At 33.4% G+C, this 21,368-nt stretch carries 20 protein-coding genes; 11 read left to right on the forward strand and 9 right to left on the reverse strand.

The annotated features are described in order from the left end of the window. Window positions 1-191 precede the first annotated feature (191 nt). From IR010_RS14605 to IR010_RS14620, 4 genes are all read left to right on the forward strand, one after another. Complete coding sequence (locus tag IR010_RS14605; RefSeq protein WP_194604856.1) at window positions 192-1,037, forward strand: alpha/beta fold hydrolase; 846 nt, start codon at window positions 192-194, stop codon at window positions 1,035-1,037. Window positions 1,038-1,039: 2 nt separating this feature from the next. After that, the gene (locus IR010_RS14610; protein ID WP_029270675.1) at window positions 1,040-1,513 is read left to right on the forward strand and encodes an RNA polymerase sigma factor; all 474 of its coding nucleotides are present in this window, start codon (window positions 1,040-1,042) and stop codon (window positions 1,511-1,513) included. Next, a complete protein-coding gene (locus tag IR010_RS14615) occupies window positions 1,500-2,090 on the forward strand; it encodes a hypothetical protein (RefSeq protein ID WP_194570392.1) in 591 nt (196 codons plus the stop codon). The genes IR010_RS14610 and IR010_RS14615 overlap by 14 nt, the downstream gene beginning before the upstream one ends. A gap of 165 nt (window positions 2,091-2,255) precedes the next feature. Further along, a complete protein-coding gene (locus IR010_RS14620) occupies window positions 2,256-2,945 on the forward strand; it encodes a zinc metallopeptidase (protein ID WP_194570393.1) in 690 nt (229 codons plus the stop codon). Between the two features lie 117 nt (window positions 2,946-3,062). On the opposite strand, the gene IR010_RS14625 is transcribed toward IR010_RS14620, so the two are convergent. The 3 genes from IR010_RS14625 to IR010_RS14635 form a co-directional block, all read right to left on the reverse strand. Then, the gene (locus tag IR010_RS14625) at window positions 3,063-3,533 is read right to left on the reverse strand and encodes an Lrp/AsnC family transcriptional regulator (RefSeq protein WP_029270670.1); all 471 of its coding nucleotides are present in this window, start codon (window positions 3,531-3,533) and stop codon (window positions 3,063-3,065) included. A 251-nt stretch (window positions 3,534-3,784) separates the two neighbouring features. Beyond that, on the reverse strand, window positions 3,785-4,534 hold the full coding sequence (locus IR010_RS14630) for a uroporphyrinogen-III synthase (RefSeq protein WP_029270668.1): 750 nt from the start codon (window positions 4,532-4,534) through the stop codon (window positions 3,785-3,787). 14 nt (window positions 4,535-4,548) lie between these two features. Further along, window positions 4,549-5,217: a DUF4271 domain-containing protein gene (locus IR010_RS14635; RefSeq protein ID WP_194570394.1), complete on the reverse strand. Its 669-nt coding sequence runs from the start codon at window positions 5,215-5,217 to the stop codon at window positions 4,549-4,551. A gap of 106 nt (window positions 5,218-5,323) precedes the next feature. Here IR010_RS14635 and IR010_RS14640 point away from each other — a divergent pair, with 106 nt between their 5' ends. Genes IR010_RS14640 through IR010_RS14650 form a run of 3 tightly spaced genes read left to right on the forward strand, consistent with a single transcriptional unit; the run spans window position 5,324 to window position 7,886 of the window. Next, window positions 5,324-6,049 carry a polyprenol monophosphomannose synthase gene (locus tag IR010_RS14640; RefSeq protein ID WP_194570395.1) on the forward strand — a complete coding sequence of 242 codons (726 nt, stop codon included), beginning with the start codon at window positions 5,324-5,326 and terminating at the stop codon, window positions 6,047-6,049. Between the two features lie 10 nt (window positions 6,050-6,059). Continuing rightward, window positions 6,060-7,400 (forward strand): dihydroorotase, encoded by a 1,341-nt coding sequence (locus IR010_RS14645; protein ID WP_029270664.1) that lies wholly within the window; start codon window positions 6,060-6,062, stop codon window positions 7,398-7,400. 9 nt (window positions 7,401-7,409) lie between these two features. Then, window positions 7,410-7,886: a DUF4296 domain-containing protein gene (locus IR010_RS14650; RefSeq protein ID WP_194604859.1), complete on the forward strand. Its 477-nt coding sequence runs from the start codon at window positions 7,410-7,412 to the stop codon at window positions 7,884-7,886. A gap of 1 nt (window position 7,887) precedes the next feature. Here IR010_RS14650 and IR010_RS14655 read toward each other — a convergent pair whose 3' ends face one another. Then, entirely contained in the window at window positions 7,888-8,889 is a 1,002-nt protein-coding gene (locus IR010_RS14655) for an NAD-dependent epimerase/dehydratase family protein (RefSeq protein WP_194604862.1), read from the reverse strand. Between the two features lie 562 nt (window positions 8,890-9,451). Between IR010_RS14655 and tyrS the strand changes: the two genes are divergently transcribed. Continuing rightward, complete coding sequence (gene tyrS / locus IR010_RS14660; RefSeq protein ID WP_194570398.1) at window positions 9,452-10,747, forward strand: tyrosine--tRNA ligase; 1,296 nt, start codon at window positions 9,452-9,454, stop codon at window positions 10,745-10,747. On the opposite strand, the gene IR010_RS14665 is transcribed toward tyrS, so the two are convergent. The 4 genes from IR010_RS14665 to IR010_RS14680 form a co-directional block, all read right to left on the reverse strand. Continuing rightward, window positions 10,748-11,728 (reverse strand): acyl transferase, encoded by a 981-nt coding sequence (locus IR010_RS14665; RefSeq protein ID WP_194604865.1) that lies wholly within the window; start codon window positions 11,726-11,728, stop codon window positions 10,748-10,750. It abuts the gene before it with no gap. A 152-nt stretch (window positions 11,729-11,880) separates the two neighbouring features. Next, the gene (locus tag IR010_RS14670) at window positions 11,881-12,219 is read right to left on the reverse strand and encodes a T9SS type A sorting domain-containing protein (RefSeq protein WP_029270652.1); all 339 of its coding nucleotides are present in this window, start codon (window positions 12,217-12,219) and stop codon (window positions 11,881-11,883) included. Window positions 12,220-12,328: 109 nt separating this feature from the next. Then, window positions 12,329-13,516 carry a hypothetical protein gene (locus tag IR010_RS14675; protein ID WP_029270650.1) on the reverse strand — a complete coding sequence of 396 codons (1,188 nt, stop codon included), beginning with the start codon at window positions 13,514-13,516 and terminating at the stop codon, window positions 12,329-12,331. A gap of 199 nt (window positions 13,517-13,715) precedes the next feature. Beyond that, window positions 13,716-16,523 carry a TonB-dependent receptor gene (locus IR010_RS14680; RefSeq protein WP_194570400.1) on the reverse strand — a complete coding sequence of 936 codons (2,808 nt, stop codon included), beginning with the start codon at window positions 16,521-16,523 and terminating at the stop codon, window positions 13,716-13,718. A 233-nt stretch (window positions 16,524-16,756) separates the two neighbouring features. Between IR010_RS14680 and IR010_RS14685 the strand changes: the two genes are divergently transcribed. The 3 genes from IR010_RS14685 to IR010_RS14695 all read left to right on the forward strand — a co-directional run bounded on the left by IR010_RS14685 (window position 16,757) and on the right by IR010_RS14695 (window position 20,222). After that, entirely contained in the window at window positions 16,757-17,440 is a 684-nt protein-coding gene (locus IR010_RS14685) for a response regulator transcription factor (RefSeq protein ID WP_029270647.1), read from the forward strand. A gap of 239 nt (window positions 17,441-17,679) precedes the next feature. Next, complete coding sequence (locus IR010_RS14690; RefSeq protein WP_029270645.1) at window positions 17,680-18,759, forward strand: sensor histidine kinase; 1,080 nt, start codon at window positions 17,680-17,682, stop codon at window positions 18,757-18,759. Window positions 18,760-18,926: 167 nt separating this feature from the next. Beyond that, the gene (locus IR010_RS14695) at window positions 18,927-20,222 is read left to right on the forward strand and encodes a porin (RefSeq protein WP_194604868.1); all 1,296 of its coding nucleotides are present in this window, start codon (window positions 18,927-18,929) and stop codon (window positions 20,220-20,222) included. A 1-nt stretch (window position 20,223) separates the two neighbouring features. On the opposite strand, the gene IR010_RS14700 is transcribed toward IR010_RS14695, so the two are convergent. Continuing rightward, window positions 20,224-21,294, reverse strand: a complete 1,071-nt coding sequence (locus IR010_RS14700; RefSeq protein WP_194604871.1) for a glycosyltransferase — start codon at window positions 21,292-21,294, stop codon at window positions 20,224-20,226. Between the last annotated feature and the right edge of the window lie 74 nt (window positions 21,295-21,368).

Consider the following 21,368-nt stretch of genomic DNA (forward strand, 5'->3'; position numbering starts at 1 on the left):
TTAAAAATGATTCTTCATTTCCTCACGATGACAAATCTCTGAGTGTAATATTTTTTTTCATTCTTAATCTCGCACCAACATTGGAATTTAGAATTTTTTCATTAAAAATTTAAAAACTTTTGTAACATTTTAATAGTCGTCGTATCAAAAGCATGGATCCGATTTAATTAACAACTTAAAAACTATTAAAAATGAAAAAGTATATTTTAATTATCGCCCTTTTATTTTCTGCATTATGTATTAATGTTTTTGCACAAACAAAATCATATCCTTTTGAAGTTATTAAAACCGGAAAAGGAAAACAATCTATAATATTCATTCCTGGTTTTGCTTCTTCTGGAGAAGTTTGGAACGAAACCAAAACAGCATTCGAAAAAGATTTTGCTTGTTATACGCTTACAATGGCCGGGTTTGCCGGAGCGAAACCACAGCCAGATCCTTCATTTGAAAACTGGAAAACTGGAATTGCGAATTATATAAAAGACAATAAAATCGAAAAACCAATTTTAATTGGCCACAGTATGGGCGGTGGATTGGCTTTGGCAATAGCCGCAGATTATCCAGAATTGATTGGGAAAATTGTTGTAGTTGATGCGCTTCCGTGTTTGGCTGCTTTGAGTGATGCTTCTTTTAAATCAAAAGAAAATAACGATTGTTCGCCAATGGTAACGCAAATGACAGCGATGTCTGATTCTCAGTTTTATGAAATGCAAAAAGGTACTATGCCAAGACTTATGCAAGACGCATCAAAACTGGATATTGTTGTAGATTGGAGTATAAAATCTGACCGAACAACTTTTGCTCAAATGTATTGTGATTTCTTTAATACTGATTTGCGAGAAAGAATCTCGGCGATAAAATGCCCAGCCTTAATTTTATTAGAATCTTATTTTATAAATTTAAAACCAGCAATTGAGGGACAATATAAAAACTTGAAAACGGCTAATTTTCAATATGCGACTAAAGGCTTGCACTTTATAATGTATGATGATACAGCTTGGTATTTAGGACAGTTAAACAATTTTCTAAAATCGTAAGAATGGAATTTGAAGATATTTATAAAACGTACTGGGATCGAATATTCAGGCTTTGCATGGGTTTTGTGAACGATTATGATATAGCGCAGGATTTGGCTCAGGAAACCTTCATAATTGTTTGGCAAAAGCTGGAAACGTTTAGAAATGAATCGGCGATTGGAACTTGGATTTTTAGAATTGCTTCTAATAATTGTTTAAGGCAGATTGAAAAAGAAAAACGATTCCCAAAATCTGATTTGCCGATTCATTTAACCGAAGAAAAGCAACAATCGATAGAGCCTCAAATTCAGTTTTTGTATAAATGCATAGCAGAATTGCCAGAAACCGAACGTATTATTATTTCACTGGAATTAGAAGATGTTAAGCAAGCAGAAATCGCCAAAATTGTTGGGCTTTCTGAAGCAAATGTTAGAGTGAAAATTCACAGAATCAAAGAAAAATTGACTCAAAAATTTAAAGAAAATGGACAACAATAATATAGATTTCAAAGATTTATGGAAAAAACAAACCGTAAGTCAACCCAATATCGAGGATTTGCTAGCACGATTAAAACAATTTAAAAAAGTAAATTTACGCAGTTTATGGAAAACTAATATTTTGCTTTTTGCTACAAGCGCCTTTATTCTGTTTGTTTGGTATTATTATCAGCCACAGTTTATTTCGAGTAAAATCGGAATTGTTTTAGCGATCGCAGCAATGGCGATGTATGTTTTTGTTTATAATCGTTCATTAAAAGATTTTAAAAATATTGATGCCACTCAAACCAATCATGAATATTTGCAAAAACTGATTTTAATTAAGAAAAAACAGCAGTTTATGCAGTCGACAATATTAAGCTGGTATTTTGTTTTGCTTCTTGTCGGAATCTGTTTGTATATGTATGAATACGCTTCGAGAATGACGGTTTTTTATGCTTTGATTACTTACGGCGTAACGTTGCTATGGATTGGATTTAATTGGTTTTATATCCGTCCGAAGCAAATTAAAAAACAAGACGAAAAGCTAAACAGTCTCATTGAGAAGTTTGAAGAAATAGACAAACAGCTGTTGTAAGTTTTGATTTTAATTTTTAAGTAATTCCAAATTTCAACGTTCGCTTAGATTTGGAATTTTTTGATTTGGAATTGAATAATAATGCCAAAATGACATTTTTTGAAATTGGTTCATAAATTGCAGTTTGTTTTGTAACTTTAAAATTCAATCAAAAAAAACAAAAATATGGGAAGTGGATATTTAATTATTGCCGGACTAATTATGCTTTTTAGCTGGTTAGTAAGCTCTAGACTTAAAAGTAAATTCGAATTATATTCTCAATTGCAGTTAAAAAACGGAATGAGCGGTGCTGAAATTGCAGAAAAAATGCTTGCCGATAACGGAATAACAGATGTGCGCGTTATTTCGACTCCAGGTCAATTGACAGATCATTACAATCCGTCAGATAAAACAGTGAATTTGAGTGAAGCAGTTTACAATCATCGCAATACAGCAGCGGCGGCAGTTGCCGCACACGAATGTGGTCACGCAGTACAACATGCAATTGGTTATGAATGGCTTACAATGCGTTCTAAATTAGTTCCAATTGTAAGTGTGGCGTCAAATTACGTACAATGGATTTTGATTGCTGGAATTTTGATGATTAAAACTTTTCCGCAGTTATTGTTAGTAGGAATTGTGATTTTTGCAGCAACAACTTTATTTTCAGTTATAACTTTGCCTGTAGAATACGATGCGAGCAACAGGGCGTTGGCGTGGCTTGAAAATAAACACATGCTGACACAAGAGGAACAAGCTGGAGCAAAAGACGCTTTAAAATGGGCGGCAAGAACGTATGTTGTTGCGGCGATAGGATCTATTGCAACGTTGTTATACTATATTTCGATTTATTCAGGGAGCAGCAGGAGAAACTAATTTGCTAATTAGTCAATTAGAGAATTTTATAGCAAACCCGACAGGTTTTAAAAACTTGTCGGGTTTTTTGTGAAGTATTTTGAAATTACCTAATTATCAAATTGCCACATTATCTCATTATAACTGAATCTGTCTGTCAATCTGCTGATCAAGCGAAATAAAAGTTTCTGTTCTTGAAACACCTTCAATGGCTTGAATTTTAGTATTTAAAAGCTGCATTAAATGTTCGTTGTCGCGACAGATAATTTTAATTAGTACAGACCAGTTTCCTGTAGTGTAATGGCATTCTAAAACCTCAGGAATTTTTCTTAAATCTTTTACAGCTTCAGAGTTTCGCGAAGCTTTGTCAAGATAAACGCCAATAAACGCCATAGTATTGTAGCCTAAAACCTTTGGATTTACAGTAAATTTTGATCCGGAAATCACGCCAGATTGTTCTAGTTTTTTTAGACGCTGATGAATTGCGGCTCCAGAAATGCCTATTTTATTAGCAATTTGCAAAATAGGTTTTCGGGCATCATCCATTAAATAACGAAGAATTTCTTTGTCGATGCCATCAATTTCAATTAGAAGGGAGTTGATTTTCATAAGAGTTTAAATTTGAAACTAATTTTAGTGATTTGGTTTTAGTTAGAAATCAAATGTACTCAAAATGAGGGGAAAATAAAATTCCAATTTTAAAAATTCCAAATTCCAAATAGAATTGATTGCCTGTATTTCTTTGTATAAATTTTAAACTTTTACAAAGATCAGAAAAGATTGATTTAAAAGAAAAATTCCAAATTCCAACAGATAAAGTTAGAATTTGGAATTTAAAAGATTTTAATATTGTTAAGGATTTATTTTCCTTTGTTTGCTTCACTAATGTATTTTTCTAAAGCCATTGTCATAGAAGGAGTTTCAGGTGTTGGAGCAAGAATATCAATTCTTAATCCATGGTCTAAAGCTTCTTTTTGAGTTGTGCTTCCAAAAACAGCGATTCTGGTATTGTTTTGCTGAAAATCTGGGAAATTTTTAAATAATGATTTAATTCCAGTTGGACTGAAAAAAGCTAAAACATCATAATAAACATCAGCTAAATCAGATAAATCACTCATTACAGTTCTATAAAAAATAGCTTGTGCCCAATCTACTTTCAGATTGTTTAATGTAATAGGTGCATCAGCATTTAATTGATCAGATGCCGGTAACAAGAATTTCTCGTCTTTGTATTTTTTGATCAGCGGTGATAAGTCTGCAAAGTCTTTTGCTCCCACATAAATTTTACGTTTTCTGTACACTACATATTTTTGCAGGTAAAACGCAACTGCTTCAGATTGACAAAAATATTTCAATCCTTCAGGAACTTTATAGCGCATTTCATCGGCTACTCTGAAAAAATGATCAACTGCATTTCTGCTTGTCAAAATAATCGCAGTATAATGATTAAGATCAATTTTTTGTAATCGAATCTCTTTTGCGTTAACCCCTTCCACATGAATAAATGGTCTGAAATCAATTTTTATTTTGTGTTTTTGTTGGAGCTCAAAGTATGGGGAATTTTCCACTTTAGGTTCAGGCTGTGACACCAAAATTGTTTTCACTTTCATATTATAAACATTTTCTAAGCACTCCCTTTTGTAATCCAATAATAGAGAAAATAATAAGGGGCTATTTCAAGTGCGCAAAGATATAAAATAAAATAAAATAACTTGCCGATTATTACATTTTGATACGTTTTAATTGAAATAAAGTAAGAGTATACGCTTATACAGAGCGAAACGCCTATGATTGCTAGCGGTATAGTTTTAGGAATATTGTCATAATAAAACAAAATGGCATTTATAGGAAGGATCAAAACTCCAATATAAGTTCTATAGGTTACTTTTTGTAAGTTAAAAAGATCTACAAAATCATCAATATTGAAAGAAGTCGCGACAATTTTCTCAATTAAGAACTTGGCCAGAATAAAATAAAGTAAAAAAGTAGCGATCTGAATAAACAAAATATAATCGGTTTTTTCTACGGTATCGTCAAAAATATGCATCGTAAGCTGAATGAAAAAAGCAAACGAAATAACCTGCACGAAAAATAAACCAACCGTAAAACTGCTTTTTAGATTGCCGTCACGATAAATTTTTGCGTATTTGTCTGAAATAATAAGCTTGCTGAATTCACTGAATCGTGTTTCATAAGCAGATTTTGTCATTGCAACGATAGCAAAGGCCACCACAAATAAAAGTGTTGCCCAATCTTTGTTTTCGAGGATTCTGGGGTGAAGTTGTTCAATCATAACGATACAAAATTAGTAATTTTTTGGCTCAATACTTTTATTATATATTTATTATGAATCAAATGCTATAAAAAGTTTACTTTTGCGGTGAAATTTACGCAGAAAAATGAATGATTGTATTGTCATAATTCCCACTTACAACGAAATCGAAAATATTGAAAGTATAGTTAGAGCTGTCCTTTCGCAACATAAACCTTTTCATCTTTTAATAATAGATGATAACTCGCCAGATTTCACTGCCAATAAAGTGATTGCGCTTCAGGAAGAATATCCTGGAAGGCTGTTTTTAGAAAAAAGAGCCAAAAAATCTGGTTTAGGAACTGCTTATGTTCATGGTTTTAAATGGGCTTTAGAACGCAATTATGATTACATTTTTGAGATGGATGCTGATTTCTCTCATAATCCAAATGATCTTGAAAAATTATTTGACGCCTGCCATTTTGGAGGCGCTGATTTAGCTGTTGGCTCTCGTTATGTAACGGGTGTAAATGTGGTAAACTGGCCTTTGAGCAGAGTACTGATGTCTTATTTTGCTTCGGTTTACGTAAAATTTATTACCGGAATGAAAATTCATGACGCGACCGCAGGTTTTGTTTGTTATAAAAGACAAGTTTTAGAAAAGATAAATCTTAACAAAATAAAATTTGTTGGATATGCTTTTCAAATTGAGATGAAATATAGAACATATTGTGGTAAATTTGAAATAACCGAAGTTCCAATTATTTTTACGGATAGAACAAAGGGTGTTTCAAAAATGAGCAATGCTATTATTAAAGAAGCGATCCTTGGCGTAATTTCTCTTCGATTAAAAAAATTATTCAATACATTATAAACGAAAGGCGATGAACAGGATTTTAATCAAAAATGCAAAAATTGTAAACGAAGGATCTATTTTTGAAGGTGATGTTTTGATTGAGAACGACTTAATTGTTGAGATTTCAGACAGTATAAGCCTAAAAACATCAGATTGTATTGTTGTAGATGCAGAAGGAAGTTATTTAATGCCCGGTGCTATTGACGATCAGGTACATTTTAGAGAACCAGGATTAACACATAAAGGTGATATTGAATCAGAATCGAGAGCAGCAGTTGCTGGCGGTATTACTTCTTTTATAGAACAGCCAAATACAGTTCCGAATGCCGTTACTCAAGAAATCCTTGAAGATAAATATCAGATTGCAGCAGTAAAATCATTTGCGAATTATTCGTTTATGATGGGTGCAACGAACGATAATTTAGAAGAAGTTCTAAAAACGAATCCGAAAAATGTTGCGGGAATTAAAATTTTTCTAGGTTCTTCAACCGGAAATATGCTGGTTGATAACGAAGCTGTTTTAGAAAAAATATTTTCAAGCACGCCAATGTTAATTGCGGTCCATTGTGAAGATGAAACTACTATTCAAAATAATTTAGCCGAATTCAAAGAAAAATATGGTGACGATGTTCCTGTAACGGCGCATCACTTAATCCGCAGTGCTGAGGCTTGTTATATTTCGTCTTCAAAAGCTGTGGCTTTAGCGAAAAAAACAGGCGCTAGATTGCATATTTTTCATCTTTCTACAGCGAAAGAAATGGAATTGTTCTCGAATAAAATTCCGGTAGAAGATAAAAAAATCACTGCTGAGGTATGTGTACATCATCTTTGGTTTACGGATGAAGATTACAAAACAAAAGGAAATTTCATTAAATGGAATCCTGCTGTAAAAACTGCTGAAGATCGCGCTGAACTTTGGAAAGCCTTGAATGACGGCCGTATTGATGTTATTGCAACTGACCATGCTCCACATACAAAGGAAGAAAAAATGCAGTCGTACTTAAAAGCGCCTTCTGGAGGTCCGCTTGTACAGCATGCAGTTGTTGCCATGTTCGAAGCACATCACCAAGGAAAAATTACTGTAGAGAAAATTGTTGAAAAAATGTGCCATAATCCGGCTAAAATTTTCAAAATCGAAAAAAGAGGTTTTATTAAAGAAGGTTATTTTGCTGATTTAGTTATTGTTAATCCAAGTTTGCCTTGGAGTGTAAAACCAGAGAATATTCTAGCAAAATGCGGTTGGTCGCCTTTTGACAATTATACTTTTAAATCGAGAATTACACATACTTTTGTAAACGGAGAAATGGTTTACAATAATTTTAAAGTAAAAGATATCCGCGCTGGAAAAAGATTATTGTTTGACAGATAAAAAGCTAAAATGAAGAATTTTGTATTTATAATATTGGTTTTGTCTCTTTCGATAAGTTGTAAAAAAGAATTGGTAAAAGAACCAAAAGGACTTATCGAGAAAGGAAAAATGATTGATATTATGTATGACTTGTCACTTTTAGAGGCTATGAAATATCAAAATCCACTTTCTTTGGATTCGGTTGATGCAGATCCTAAAAAGTATGTGCTGAAAAAATACAAAGTGGACAGTCTGCAGTTTGCTCAAAGTAATATGTATTACGCAGCAGATTTTAATGCGTACAAAGAAATGTTCGACGAACTTGGCAAGCGAATAGCTGTAAAACAGAGGGCAACAGATTCTATCGTTAAACTTGAAGAGAAAAAAGCAGCGAAAGTGGCTAAAAAGAATAAAGGAAAATCAGAGCCAGCTCCAAAGCTGAATGAAGCAAAACCTTCAAAACCAGTCAATATTGATTCAATACGAAGAACGCTTCAAATAAGATAGTTTATATTTTTGAAACGTCTTTTATATATTGATGTACATCTAGAAAAACCGTTCCAAGAGCGGTTTTTATTTTTTCATTTGAATACAGATTTTTAGAATATGATGCTTTTGCTGTTGCCTTTGTCATTCTTCTCTTTTGAAAAAACAGCGTAGAGAATATTACGTCGGCTATCCAAAGTAGATTCATTATTAAAGGTGTTGCGTGAATGCTTGGCTTTTTTACTTTTAAAGCTTCTGCAATTGTATTTAATATATCACGGAAAACAATATTGTCTGCAATTAAGGTAAATCGCTCGTTTTTAATATCGCTTTTCATTAATTCACTTGCTATTCTTACAACATCATCTACAGTTATGAAACCGGTATTTCCAAGTGTGTAAAAATAAAGTCCATCAGCAACTTTTGTATAAAGCTGGCCACTTCCTTCATTGTAGATTTTTGCCGTTGGAATCTTTGCTAAAATAACTCCCGGATTTAAAATAATAACATCTAATCCTTCTTGAACTGCGCGCCAAACTTCCATTTCGGCACCATATTTAGAAATGGCGTAATCGCTGTGCGGTTTTTCTGGGTTCCAATCTGTTTCTTCAGTTATATAAGTTTCGTGAGCAGCTAAATCTCCTAGCGCTGCAATCGAACTTACAAAACAGAATTTCTTTACCCCTTTTGCGATAGAAAAATTAACCATATTGGCCGTTCCCTCAATATTGGTTTTTCGAAGTGCATCTTCGTCTTTAGGATCAAATGAAATCAAAGCAGCGCAATGATATACGTAATTCACATCTGCGAAAGCAATTTCTAATGAAGGAACATCTAAAATATCGGCTTCAATCCAATTGATTTTTTCAAACAAAAAAGCTTTTTTATACAGTTCAAAAAGTGATTTTGTTTTCTGGATGTTATTTGAATTTCGATAAATAGCCCGAACATTTTCTCCATTTTCAATTAAATGAAGCAATAAATGCGCGCCGACTAAACCAGTTCCTCCTGTTACTAATACCATTTTGTAAAGATACTTATTTTGGTTTTTGCCACAAAGACGCAAAGACGCTAAGTTTTTTGTTTTGTCACAAATTGGCAAGTTTTTTAATTCTTCTTTGTGTCTTAGTGCCTTTGTGGTAAACCTTTTTGATATTGCGATTCACAATCTTTGGTTTTTGCCACAAAGGCGCAAAGATGCTAAGTTTTTTGTTTTGCTACAAATTGGCAAAGTTTTTTAATTCTTCCTTGTGTGTTATTGCCTTTGTGGCAAACCTTTTTGATATTGCAATTCACAATCTTGGTTTTTGCGACAAAGGCGCAAAGACGCTAAGTTTTTTGTTTTGCCACAAATTGTCAAAGTTTTTTAATTCTTCTTTGTGTCTTAGTGCCTTTGTGGCAAACCTTTTTGATATTGCGATTCACAATCTTTGGTTTTTGCGACAAAGGCGCAAAGACGCTAAGTTTTTTGTTTTGTCACAAATTGGCAAGTTTTTTAATTCTTCTTTGTGTCTTAGTGCCTTTGTGGCAAACCTTTTTGATATTGCAATTCACAATCCTTATATTTGCGCAAATTATTTTAAAAAATGAAGAATCTAGTTGAAGAATTAAAGTGGCGCGGTTTGTACCATGACAGCATGCCAGGAACGGAAGAACAATTGCTTAAAGAAGTAACAACGGCTTATATAGGTTTTGATCCAACGGCAGATTCTTTACATATTGGCAGTATGGTTCAGATTATTTTATTGGTTCACTTGAAGAATTTTGGACATCAGCCTATTGCTTTGGTTGGTGGCGCAACCGGGATGATTGGTGATCCTTCTGGGAAATCTGATGAAAGAAATTTGCTGAACGAAGAAACGCTGGCCAAAAACGTTGCTGGAATTAAAAGTGTTTTGTCTCGTTTCTTAGATTTTAATTCTACGGATTCAAATGCTCCGATTATGGTAAACAACTATGATTGGATGAAAGAATTCTCCTTTATTGACTTTGCTCGTGAAGTTGGAAAACGTATCACGGTAAATTATATGATGGCAAAGGATTCTGTTAAAAAGAGATTAAGCGGAGAAGGAGAAGGAATGTCTTTTACCGAATTCACGTATCAGTTAATTCAAGGTTACGATTTTTATCATTTATATAAAAACAACAACTGCCTTTTGCAAATGGGAGGTTCTGACCAATGGGGAAATATCACTACGGGTACAGAATTAGTTCGCAGAATGGGTGGAGAAAGTGCGAAAGCTTTTGCTTTGACAACGCCTTTGATTACAAAAGCAGACGGTTCTAAATTCGGAAAATCTGAAGGAGGAAATGTTTGGTTAGATGCTGATAAAACTTCTGTTTATAAATTTTACCAATTTTGGGTAAACGCAACAGATGTCGATGCAGAAAAATACATCAAGATCTTTACTTTCTTAGAGAAGGATGCAATTGATGCTTTAATTGAACAACATAAGGAAGCTCCACATTTAAGAGTTTTACAAAAGAAATTAGCTGAAGAAATCACGATCTTTGTTCACAGCAAAGAAGAATTAGAAAAAGCAATTCAAGCTTCGAATATTTTGTTCGGAAATTCAACTGCAGAAGATTTAAAACAACTGGATGAAGCGACTTTTCTAGAAGTCTTTGACGGAGTGCCACAAGCAGAAATTGCAAAAGCTGATTTACAAAACGGCTTGGATATTGTTTCAGTTTTAAACGAAAAAACAGGTTTCTTTAAATCTAACGGAGAAGCAAGAAGAGCTTTGACGGCGAATTCAATTTCTGTGAACAGAGAAAAAATTAAAGAAGATTTTGTGTTGACTGCAAATGATTTGATCAACAATCAGTTTGTATTATTGCAAAGCGGAAAGAAAAATTATTTTGTAATTAGAGTGGTTTAATTACAAAACCATGAGGTTGCAACCTCGAATATCAGAATTATCAAAACGTCCCAATACCTCGAAAGAGTTGTTGGGATTTTTTTTGCCCAAATCTTGAGTGGCAATAAAAGAGCATGAATTTATATTAGCCAAATCAATAACGTTGATGCCTCCGGTTTTTCCGTCTTTCACGTAAGTGAGTGCGTCTTCTGGATCGCGAACTAAAATGTGCATCCAAGACGGGCATTCGAAAATACCTTCACCTAAAGAATACGCTTGCGCTAAAAGTTCAGTCATGCCGTATTCTGAGTGAATTGCAGTAACACCAAAACCTTGACAAAGTTGTTCATGCAGTTCTTCGCGAATCATTTCTTTACGTTTGCCTTTCATGCCTCCGGTTTCCATAATAATGGTATTCTGGAGTTTGAATGTATGTTTTTCGATTAAATCTAAAAGAGCATATGTAACGCCAATTAGGATGACATTTTGACCAGATTGATCTAAAGCTGTAAGTTTTTTAATTAAGTCGTCGTGATTGTGTAGATAAAACCCGCTGTCAGGCTGATTGGAGAGTTTAATTAAATCTTCGACCATATAAATAAGCGAAGATCCATCACGTTCGAGATAAGACGGTAAAAGGGCCAAAACAACGTAATCCTCGATATTGCCATAAAACTGAGAAAACCCGTTGCGGTAGCTTTCTTCATAAAGAGAAACATCCGTAACCAAATGTCTGCTGGTAATCATTCCGGTTGTACCGCTGCTGGTAAAAGTTACTTGAGCAGGATTTGCGTTAGAAATGACATCATGGCTTTTGAAAAACTGAATAGGCAGAAACGGAATTTGCTCTAAAGATTTTACCTGTTGTGGGTTTACTTTTAAAAAGTCACAAAAATCACGATATACCGGATTATTTTCGTGCTGAAAACGAAACACTTTTAATGCTATTTTTTCAAATTGTTTCTGACTCGAAATGGTAAATATATCGCTTGCTGTAATCAAAACTTTTTTTGTGCAAAGATATTGTTTTTTAGTTTTCAGTCTCGTTTTTCAGTCTCAGTTTTCAGTCTGAGTTTTGTGCAGTCTGTTTACTGAAAACTTCCACTGCGACTGTAAACTAAAAAAGCTCCAATTAGGAGCTTTTTTTTATATTTTTATCGAATAATGAGCTTTCGCGTTGCGGAAGCATTTTCTTCACTTATTTTAATGATATAAACGCCAGGAACCAAATCCGAAACGTTTAATTCTCTTGAACTTAAATGTGTTTGAAGTACTTTTTTACCCAAAATATCAAAAATGATTATTTCTTTTTCTAAATCATTTTTTGATGAAATATTTACTTTTCCGTTAGTCACTGGATTAGGGTACAAGCTTAGTCCCTCAATAGTTGTAGTCTCTTGAGGTTTTGGTAATTGCTTACTGTCTTGTGCCGAAACACTTACAGTAAAGAAAAATGCCAATAAGAATGTAATATAAAAGTAGTTTTTTGCCATCGCGTTATTTTGGTTACGGTAAATATACAAAAAAAATTACAAAAATTACGCCAAAAAAAAACATCCTAAAATTTTAGGATGTTTTTAACATTTTATAAGATGATTCTTATTATTTGATCAAGCTTGCACCGTCAACTGAAGCCCAAGCTCCAGCAGTTAATGAAGCTCCTGTAGCAGTAGTACTAGTTGTGAAAGTTCCAGCTGGGAAAGCAACTGTAAATCCAGTAGCACCGTTAGTTGGTACTATAAGTGTAGTGTTAGAAATTTTAACATTTAAAACTTTAATTTTAGATGTATTCACTTGGTGAGTATTAGTTGCAGCATCTAAGATACTAACTACAGCACCTTGGTAAGTTGTAGTTCCAGTTGTAAAGTTTCCGTAACCATCAACAATGATATTGCTGTATTCTCCGTTACCTTCTCTTTTGAATTGGAAAGCATCAACTTGATTATCTCCAACTTCAGGAACGTTAGAAGCTTCTCTTTTTAAAGTAATGTTAGAAACTTTTGGTCCAAAAGCATTGTCATTTGCAGACGCTTCGATTTCCATTCCGTAGTTTCCTTTTCCAGTTTGGTAAGCATACCAGTTTGTATTAGCAGTACCTTGCCATCCATCTTGCCAGTCAAATGCGTCATCATAGTTACCGAAAGAGATAGCATTTGTCATGCTTACAGTTCCTCCGAAAAATTCGAATCCGTCATCAGCTCCTTTGTAAGCAACTAAGTGATCTAAAGTTGTTCCAGAACCTACTGAGTAGAATGTGAAAGCATTGTTTTCTTTTTGACCATCAGCTAATTTAGATCCAGCGTATTCAACTCTTACATAGTTTAATGAACCACCATTGTGAGTTGCATTGGTTCCTCCGTAAGAAATATTATTTCCATCTTCTGAAGTTGAAGAAGTTCCTCCTCCAGCAACTTTTGCAGGTGCATCACCGTACATGATGATACCTCCCCAAGAACCTGGAACTTTAGATTTTTCTGTAAATACTACTGGTTTGTCAGCAGTTCCGTTTACAATTAATTTTGCTCCGTTTAAAACAACTAAAGCGTTGTCTCCTGTAGCTTTGTCAATAGTAACAGTAGAACCTGCATCAAAAGTTACAGTTACACCAGCATTGATTTTTACAATACCTTTTAATGTATAGTTACCGTAAGCGTAAGTTTTGTTTGCAGTTATTGGACCTGTAATTTCACCTGTTACTGGTGTTGGTGCAGGAGTTGGATCGTCGCTGCTTGAGCAAGAATTAAAAAATAAACCTGTAGCAAGTGCTAAAGCAAGAATTTTAGTTTTCATAGTTTTTTGTGTTGTATTATTCGTTTTTATTTTTTTCAAAATTAAGCCGTAAATCTCTTTAGGGTGTTATCTGAACATTACATTACAGTTACCAAAAATCAATTTAAATGTGAAGAGAATGTTAAGCGATATTTTTGTTGATTTTTAAAATAAAAAAAGCTCCAGATATCTGGAGCTTTGAATTTTGTATGTTGTTGTATTAAAAAGTATATCCAACTTTGAAAGAGAAACCGACACCTTTTTTATAGCTGTTGGCTAATAAAGATGGTTCGTCAACTTTTACAGTTCCGTTGTTTCCAAATTCTAATTTTCTTTCTGGATTCAATAAATTGTCAGCTGTGAATTTTACATCAAAATGTTCTGAGATTTTACTTCCCCAAACAAAGTCTAATTGCGATACTGGTAATTCATAAGTATTGTCCTGACCGTTTGTACCTACTGCATAAATTCTTTTTCCGAATACACCATAAACAAGTGACATTGTATTTGTCCAGTCTTTAGCTAAATTAAATTCATACTTCAAATCAGAATTAACTAACCAGTCTGAAGCACCTTGTAAAGATCTTGTTTGGTGTGTTTCGATTGAATTTTTAACTGTAATATTACCGTCTTCGTCCTGAGATTCGTAAGTAGCTGCAACATTTACTTTTGTTGACATAACTGAAGCGTTCAATCCAAAAGAGAAATGTTCTAAATTTTCACTTATTCTGTTTAATCCTAATAAAAATTCAACTTCAGCTCCAAATAATGTTGCGTTATCTGAATTTAAAAATGTAGTTACAGTTCCAGATGTTGCATTAGCAATAAAAGTTCTCTCGATCGGATTGTCAATATATTTCCCGAATACTCCAAAAGTCATCATTTCTTTATTTGTAGGGAAAATTTCGTATTTCAAATCAACATTATAGTTGTCACTATTTTTCAATAAAGAATTTCCTTGTGTCGAAGTATTATCTGCATTGATGTATGATATCGGGAAAGATTCCATTACAACCGGTTTTGTGTATGTTTTACTTGCTGCAAAACGAATGTTTGAGGTTTCGTTTAAAAGATATTTTACGTTTAACGATGGCAAAACATAAAGGTTGTTGTATTTTTTTAATTTGAAAGGATCATCAAAAGAACCTAAAGTTCTGTAATATGTTTCTTTAATAGTGCTTTCAACTCTTACTCCTCCGTTAAGTTCAAATTTTTCTGCAAATTTCAAGAATAAGTTTGCATATCCTGCATTTGCACTTTCATTAAGTTTTACTTTGTACGTTGTGTTTGAACTTTCGTTAAAGAAAACGGCACTACTGTTAATGTCATTTGTAATTTTTGTGTCAATATTGTTTATGTCTGCTGATGAAAAAGTCCCACCGTTACTTGCAACGAATCGGTAAGAAGATTCCATTTTAGAAGCATTTCCATTATAACCAACTGTCAATTTGTTTTGTTTTGCATCTTTTCCAAATTTCAAGTTGTATTCTAATAATCCAGAAACGAATACATTTCCGTCTACATCTAAATACTGGCGTAAGAAGTTGTTTCCACCATAAGAAGTGTTAATTTGATTTTCAGCTTCCTGCGTACCTGAGAAAAATTTTCTATCAGGTTGTCCGTATTTTGTATTTGCATAAGATACACCTGCTTTTAAAGTTTGGTTTTTATCTTCTGTCAAATTGTATTCTCCTAATAATTGAGCATTTAAATAATCCGTTTTGTCCAATTGGTTAGTACGGATAAAGTTATTTTTAACTCCATTATTGCTTAAAACTCCGTATTGATCTAAAATTGAATTTAATGTTGTTTTTAAATACAATGTGTTAAACGCTAACTTAAATCTTTCAGTAGTATAATTTACTCCTACTAACGCAGATGTACTGGTCTTAAGGCGATATTCAGTATTAATAAAATCATTATTGTATTTATCACCAAGAGTTTGAAGTGTTCTGCTGACACCTTCTCTAACAGCATAACTATTGTCGAAATTAAGAGACAATAAGTATGAAATGTTACGATCATTGCTTAGGTCAAATTTTTCGGCATGAAGAAAATTGAAGCTAGAGTTTAATGGGCTTTTGCTTTTATTTACATTGAAACCTTTATCACCGCTTACAGAGTTTAATGCCTGATCTGTTGTAAAAGTCGATCTGCCAGCAGTTTCACCTAAAAAGCTTGGTAACTCTCTGTCTTTTCCGTTAAATCCAAAAAATCCTGCAGCAGAATCTGCATCACTAGAAAGTAAGAAATCTTTAAAACTGTTTCCAGTAGTATATCCTGCGCCAATATTTATTTTGGTAATGCTTTTAGAAACTTTAGAAGTTTGAATATTAAAAGTTCCACCAGCGAAATCTCCATAAATGTTTGGGTTAAATGTTTTGTATACATCAATAACACCTATAATATTTGTTGGAAACAAGTCAAGAGGGACAATTTTTGAGAAAGGGCTGTTTGATGGAACAGCAAGATCGTTAATTAATAAGTTGTTGTATCTGTCTTCAAGACCACGAACAAATAAACCTCTCGATCCAACTTTAGTGATTCCGGTTACTTTAGTCAAACCTTCTTCTACATCGCTAACACCTTTTCTAGACATTTCCTGTGCACCAATACTTTGTTTGATTACAACAGCATTTTTTTGGTCTAGCAATAAAGCAGTTTCTTTTTCTTTGTTTGCTGTCGATTTTACAACAACATCTTTTAGCGTATAACCGCCAGATGAAAGTACTTGATTTACAGTGACAGTTTCGTTTGCTGCAACTGTTACTGGTTTTTCTACAGATTCATATCCAACGAAGCTAAATATAATAGTATAAGTTCCTGGATTTACACTCAACGAATATTTTCCGTCAATGTCAGTGTTTGTGCTGATATTTGTTCCTTTTATTAGGATGTTTGCAAAAGGAAGTACTTCATTATTAGTTTCTTTGTCGGTTAATACACCAGAAATTGTACCTTTGTTTTGCGCGATCGAAATCGTACAGATAAATAATGTGATAAATAGAAATTTTAAATTGAATTTCATTTCAGTGTTGTGTTTAATTTATTTTTGTGCAAAGAAAGAAACGCGATGTAAAGTTCATGTTAGGGACTTGTTATGTTTTTGTGTTGTCAAGATTATCAAATTGTTACCAAATTAAATTACAGTTAACCGTATTTTTTAACGGCTGTTTTGTTAGTATATTTACGCTGTGAAATAAAAAACATCGAATATATAATAAAGAAAATTTGATGTAAGAATCTCTATTTTTGCTATTTATGAAAAAAACACAAACCAAGATTTTATTAGTTGACGACGAACCAGATATCTTAGAAATCGTTGGCTATAACCTTGCACAGGAAGGCTACCAAATTGTAACGGCTTCTAACGGAAAAGAAGCAATAGCAAAGGCTCAGAAAGAATTGCCACAATTAATCATTATGGATGTAATGATGGCTGAAATGGACGGGATGGAAGCTTGTGAACACATCAGAAAAATTCCAGAATTAAATAATGTTATCATAACATTTCTAACCGCAAGAAGCGAAGATTACTCTCAAGTTGCTGGTTTTGACGCAGGTGCTGATGACTATATCACAAAACCAATAAAACCAAAATTATTGGTAAGCAAAGTAAAGGCTTTGTTAAGAAGGTTAAAAGAACAAGAAGTAGTCAGCGATACCTTAAATGTTGGCGGAATCGAGATTAACCGAGAAGAATACAAAATCATCAAAGGCAATGTCGAAATTGCTTTGCCAAGAAAAGAATTCGAATTGTTTTATTTATTGGCTTCTAAACCTGGAAAAGTTTTTAAAAGAGATGAAATTCTAGATAAAGTTTGGGGAAATGAAGTTGTGGTTGGAGGAAGAACAATCGACGTTCACATTAGAAAACTTCGAGAAAAAATAGGAGAAGACCTTTTTAAAACAATAAAAGGTGTTGGTTATAAATTTGAAGTATAAGTTTTTTTAAGATGCTGAGGTTCTAAGTTGCTAAGGCTTTTAGTATTTTGCTGAAGATTAAACGGATTTGGATTATATAAAAAAATAAACCATATAGGAAATTAAAGATCACGTGAACTTTAATTTCTTATATGGTTTTTGAGTTAACTTTGTTTTGAGTTCAAATGTTAATTTAAAGAAATTTACAAACTCAAAAGAAAACTTAATTTTTCTTAATCTCTTAATGGTTAATACTACCGATGAAAATTAATTTTAAAAAAACATACAAATTTGCTGTAAAATCGGCATTATATATAAGTCTTTTTGGGACAGGATTTGTGCTGATCTTGATGAATTTGTTTTATAAAAATCAACTAAAGCATCAAGTTGCGTTTGGAATAATTTTCATAATCTCAATTTATATTTTCTCATTTTTAGTTTTGCAATATCGTGTAGAACGTTTTATTTACAGAAGAGTAAAGAAAATTTACGATGAGGTTTCGTTGTTAGAATCGACAACGCTTATCAATCAGCCCATAACGACAGATATGGAAACGCTTTCGCGCGAAGTGAAAAAGTTTGCTACTGATAAAAAGCTGGAAATCGAAATGCTTGAAATTCGTGAAGAATACCGAAGAGAGTTTTTAGGAAATATATCTCACGAACTTAAAACGCCTTTGTTTACCGTTCAAGGTTATGTTTCGACTTTGCTTGACGGAGCGATGGATGACAAGAACATTCGTAAAAAATATTTAAAACGTGCCGAGAAAGGTGTGGAGCGACTTATATATATAGTCGAAGATTTAGATATGATTACTAAATTAGAATCGGGTGATTTAGATTTGAATATGACTGATTTTGATATCGTTGAGCTGATTCAGAACGTCTTTGATTTATTAGAAATGAAAGCTGATAAAAAGAAAATCAACTTGGCTTTTGAAAGTAAAAACATAAAATCAGTTCTTGTACATGGCGATCAAGATAGAATTCAGCAGGTTTTAGAAAACTTGATTGTAAACTCTATTAAGTATGGTAAAGAAGGCGGTTTAACTGAAGTTGGAGTAGTAAATCTAACAAAGAAAAAAGTGCTCATTCGTATTAGCGACAATGGAGAAGGTGTTGAAAAACAAAATATTCCAAGGCTTTTTGAACGTTTTTATAGAGTTGATAAAAGCGGAACGCGTTCTGAAGGCGGTTCTGGTTTAGGTTTAGCGATCGTAAAACATATTATCGAAGCGCATAAAGAGAAAGTTTATGTCGAAAGTGAATTCGGAATTGGTTCTGAATTTTCTTTTACGCTAGAAAAAACAAATAAAACAATAAAACCCGAGGTTAAATAATTGTAACCTCATTTATACTTAAAGCTCAAATAAACGCATTTAACAATAAATAAACATTTGGATTCAGTCCATAACATTAAATTTTTATTATGGTAACATCTTGTTAATGATTTCTTAACATAGGTGAGTGATCTTTGCACCTTGAAATTAAGGGAATTAGAGAAAAGATGATAAAAAGAAAATTAATTATTGTTTTGTTGTTGTTACATTTCACAGCAAATGCTCAAGAAATAAATAAACAGGATGTAAAAAACGAAGTAATTCGTATTTTAGATTCTATAAACAAAGCAAAACTTCCAGATACCAAATCGGGAGTCAGCGGAGAAGAACATTGGTACGACAAAATTTCTTTAAGAGGTTATGCCCAAATAAGATACAACGGTCTTTTTTCTACAAACGACAAAGTTTCGTGCGAACAATGCGATAAATCTTGGGGAACAACTTCTACTGCTCCAGACGCAAAAGCAAACAACGGACTTTTTATTCGCCGTGCGCGTTTAGTATTTTCTGGACAAGTTCATCCTAATGTCTTTTTCTATTTTCAACCTGATTTTGCCAGTTCACCAAGTACCGGAATCCAAAATTTTGTTCAGATTCGTGACCTATATTTTGATCTTTCTTTTGATAAAAAGAAGGAATATCGTGTTCGTGTGGGGCAAAGTAAAATTCCATATGGTTTTGAAAATATGCAGTCCAGTTCACAGCGTTTGGCTTTAGACCGTAATGATGCACTAAACAGCGCAATATTAAACGAGCGTGATTTAGGGATATTCTTTTATTGGGCGCCTGCTGAAATCAGAGAACGTTTTGCCATGTTGGTAAAAGACGGTTACAAAGGTTCAGGCGATTTTGGCGTTTTTGCCTTTGGAGTTTACAACGGACAAATTGCCAATAAATTAGACGGAAACAGAGATTTGAATGTTGTAGCGAGGGTAACATATCCGTTTGTTATCGGAAGTCAGATTATCGAACCCGGAATTCAGGCTTATACAGGAAAATGGGCTTTTACTGGAGAAATTTCATCAGGAGTTATAGTCAATGATCCTCAATATGTAAAAGACCAGAGAATAGGCGCGACTTTCGTTTTATACCCAAGACCTTTTGGAATCCAGACCGAATATAATATAGGAAAAGGACCGCGATATAATACTCTAACAAATACTGTTGATGAAACAGATTTAGACGGCGGTTATGTTTTATTGAATTACAAATGGGACATTAAAAAACAGCATATTTATCCTTTCGCTAAATTTCAATATTATGATGGAGGAAAAAAATATGAAAAAGATGCCAGAAGCTATGTTGTAAGAGATTACGAATTAGGTATCGAATGGCAGCCAATGAAAGCTTTCGAACTAACTGCAGAATATGTTATCGCAGACAGAACTTTTGAAGACAGCGTACTCCCAATAAACAGGCAACAAGGAAATTTATTGCGATTGCAAGCGCAGTTTAACTTCTAAGTTAGTCTTCAAAAACAGTAAATAACGAGTCCCAGTCTATATCATTTTTAAATTGAGACAAACCTTTAAACGACTTTACCTTTGATAAATCTTCAATCGTAAAGTCGTCTTGCAATGCATAAGGTACAAGATTTTCTTCCTGAAGTTTTATCGCCAAATATTCCTGCTCATATTGCCCGGGAGTTGGAATAAAGAAAGCTTTCTTTCCGAGTTTGGCCAAATCCATTACGGTTGTATATCCGGAACGGCAGAGTACAAATTCACTTTCATTAAAAGTTTGTTCTAATTGTTTTGAATTCATGAAATTGTAATATGTTACATTTCCTGTTTGCCATTTGGTTTGTGTTTTCTCTACTATACCTTGAATAAAAACAACTTTTCCTGGATAATTTACAGTTTCCTTTTGCAGTTTTTCATCCAAATAAGTGCGCTGAGGTTCTGGTCCAGACAAAATGATCATTAAATCATATATTTTTGGAGTTTCCTTTTGGCGCATTCTGCTTAAAGGCCCAATATATTTTAAGTTCAGATGATTGGTTTTTAAATGCCCCAATTCACCCGTTAAATTTGTTCCTTCATTAGTGTCAGGAACCCAGCATTCGGTATATTTTTTTATAAAATATTGATGACATTTACTGGTAAACCAAGTCGTATTTCCAGTCATGACATTCAATTGATGCGTCATAAATACAGATGGAATTTTTCTGCTGAAAACACCCAATCGGTTATCCGAAATAATGCCGTCAATTCCATGTTTTCTAATCCAGGAATTAACGATTTTTTTCTCGTCTAAAATAGCAGTAATCATTTTAGGCAAGTTTTTAATCAGTTTCCATTTAAAGTTTTTGCCGTTTTTAGCATATTCAATATGATACGATGGCAGTTCAAGTGTTTGTATATAAGGAAATTCTTTTCTCAATAAAGCTAATGCAACACCGTCAGACGCAATAATCGGAATAAAATTGTTTTCTTGAAGCGCTTTAATAATCGGAATACATCTTGTGGCATGGCCCAATCCCCAGTTTAATGGAGCAACTAAAATTGTTTTGTTCGCAGAATAGTCAATGCTCATAATTAACGCTTTTTAAAAACGAAGATAAAGAAATAAGCTTTCTGTGTTATTTTGAATGTATTACTAAATTATTA

Source organism: Flavobacterium sp. MR2016-29 (genome assembly GCF_015350695.1).
Classification (GTDB): Bacteria; Bacteroidota; Bacteroidia; order Flavobacteriales; family Flavobacteriaceae; genus Flavobacterium.

Bases quoted from the DNA above. Each gene is read 5' to 3' on its own strand.
- IR010_RS14605 (WP_194604856.1), top strand. From the start codon at position 192: ATGAAAAAGTATATTTTAATTATCGCCCTTTTATTTTCTGCATTATGT.
- IR010_RS14610 (WP_029270675.1), top strand. From the start codon at position 1,040: ATGGAATTTGAAGATATTTATAAAACGTACTGGGATCGAATATTCAGG.
- IR010_RS14615 (WP_194570392.1), top strand. From the start codon at position 1,500: ATGGACAACAATAATATAGATTTCAAAGATTTATGGAAAAAACAAACC.
- IR010_RS14620 (WP_194570393.1), top strand. From the start codon at position 2,256: ATGGGAAGTGGATATTTAATTATTGCCGGACTAATTATGCTTTTTAGC.
- IR010_RS14625 (WP_029270670.1), bottom strand. From the start codon at position 3,533: ATGAAAATCAACTCCCTTCTAATTGAAATTGATGGCATCGACAAAGAA.
- IR010_RS14630 (WP_029270668.1), bottom strand. From the start codon at position 4,534: ATGAAAGTGAAAACAATTTTGGTGTCACAGCCTGAACCTAAAGTGGAA.
- IR010_RS14635 (WP_194570394.1), bottom strand. From the start codon at position 5,217: ATGATTGAACAACTTCACCCCAGAATCCTCGAAAACAAAGATTGGGCA.
- IR010_RS14640 (WP_194570395.1), top strand. From the start codon at position 5,324: ATGAATGATTGTATTGTCATAATTCCCACTTACAACGAAATCGAAAAT.
- IR010_RS14645 (WP_029270664.1), top strand. From the start codon at position 6,060: ATGAACAGGATTTTAATCAAAAATGCAAAAATTGTAAACGAAGGATCT.
- IR010_RS14650 (WP_194604859.1), top strand. From the start codon at position 7,410: ATGAAGAATTTTGTATTTATAATATTGGTTTTGTCTCTTTCGATAAGT.
- IR010_RS14655 (WP_194604862.1), bottom strand. From the start codon at position 8,889: ATGGTATTAGTAACAGGAGGAACTGGTTTAGTCGGCGCGCATTTATTG.
- tyrS (WP_194570398.1), top strand. From the start codon at position 9,452: ATGAAGAATCTAGTTGAAGAATTAAAGTGGCGCGGTTTGTACCATGAC.
- IR010_RS14670 (WP_029270652.1), bottom strand. From the start codon at position 12,219: ATGGCAAAAAACTACTTTTATATTACATTCTTATTGGCATTTTTCTTT.
- IR010_RS14675 (WP_029270650.1), bottom strand. From the start codon at position 13,516: ATGAAAACTAAAATTCTTGCTTTAGCACTTGCTACAGGTTTATTTTTT.
- IR010_RS14680 (WP_194570400.1), bottom strand. From the start codon at position 16,523: ATGAAATTCAATTTAAAATTTCTATTTATCACATTATTTATCTGTACG.
- IR010_RS14685 (WP_029270647.1), top strand. From the start codon at position 16,757: ATGAAAAAAACACAAACCAAGATTTTATTAGTTGACGACGAACCAGAT.
- IR010_RS14690 (WP_029270645.1), top strand. From the start codon at position 17,680: ATGAAAATTAATTTTAAAAAAACATACAAATTTGCTGTAAAATCGGCA.
- IR010_RS14695 (WP_194604868.1), top strand. From the start codon at position 18,927: ATGATAAAAAGAAAATTAATTATTGTTTTGTTGTTGTTACATTTCACA.
- IR010_RS14700 (WP_194604871.1), bottom strand. From the start codon at position 21,294: ATGAGCATTGACTATTCTGCGAACAAAACAATTTTAGTTGCTCCATTA.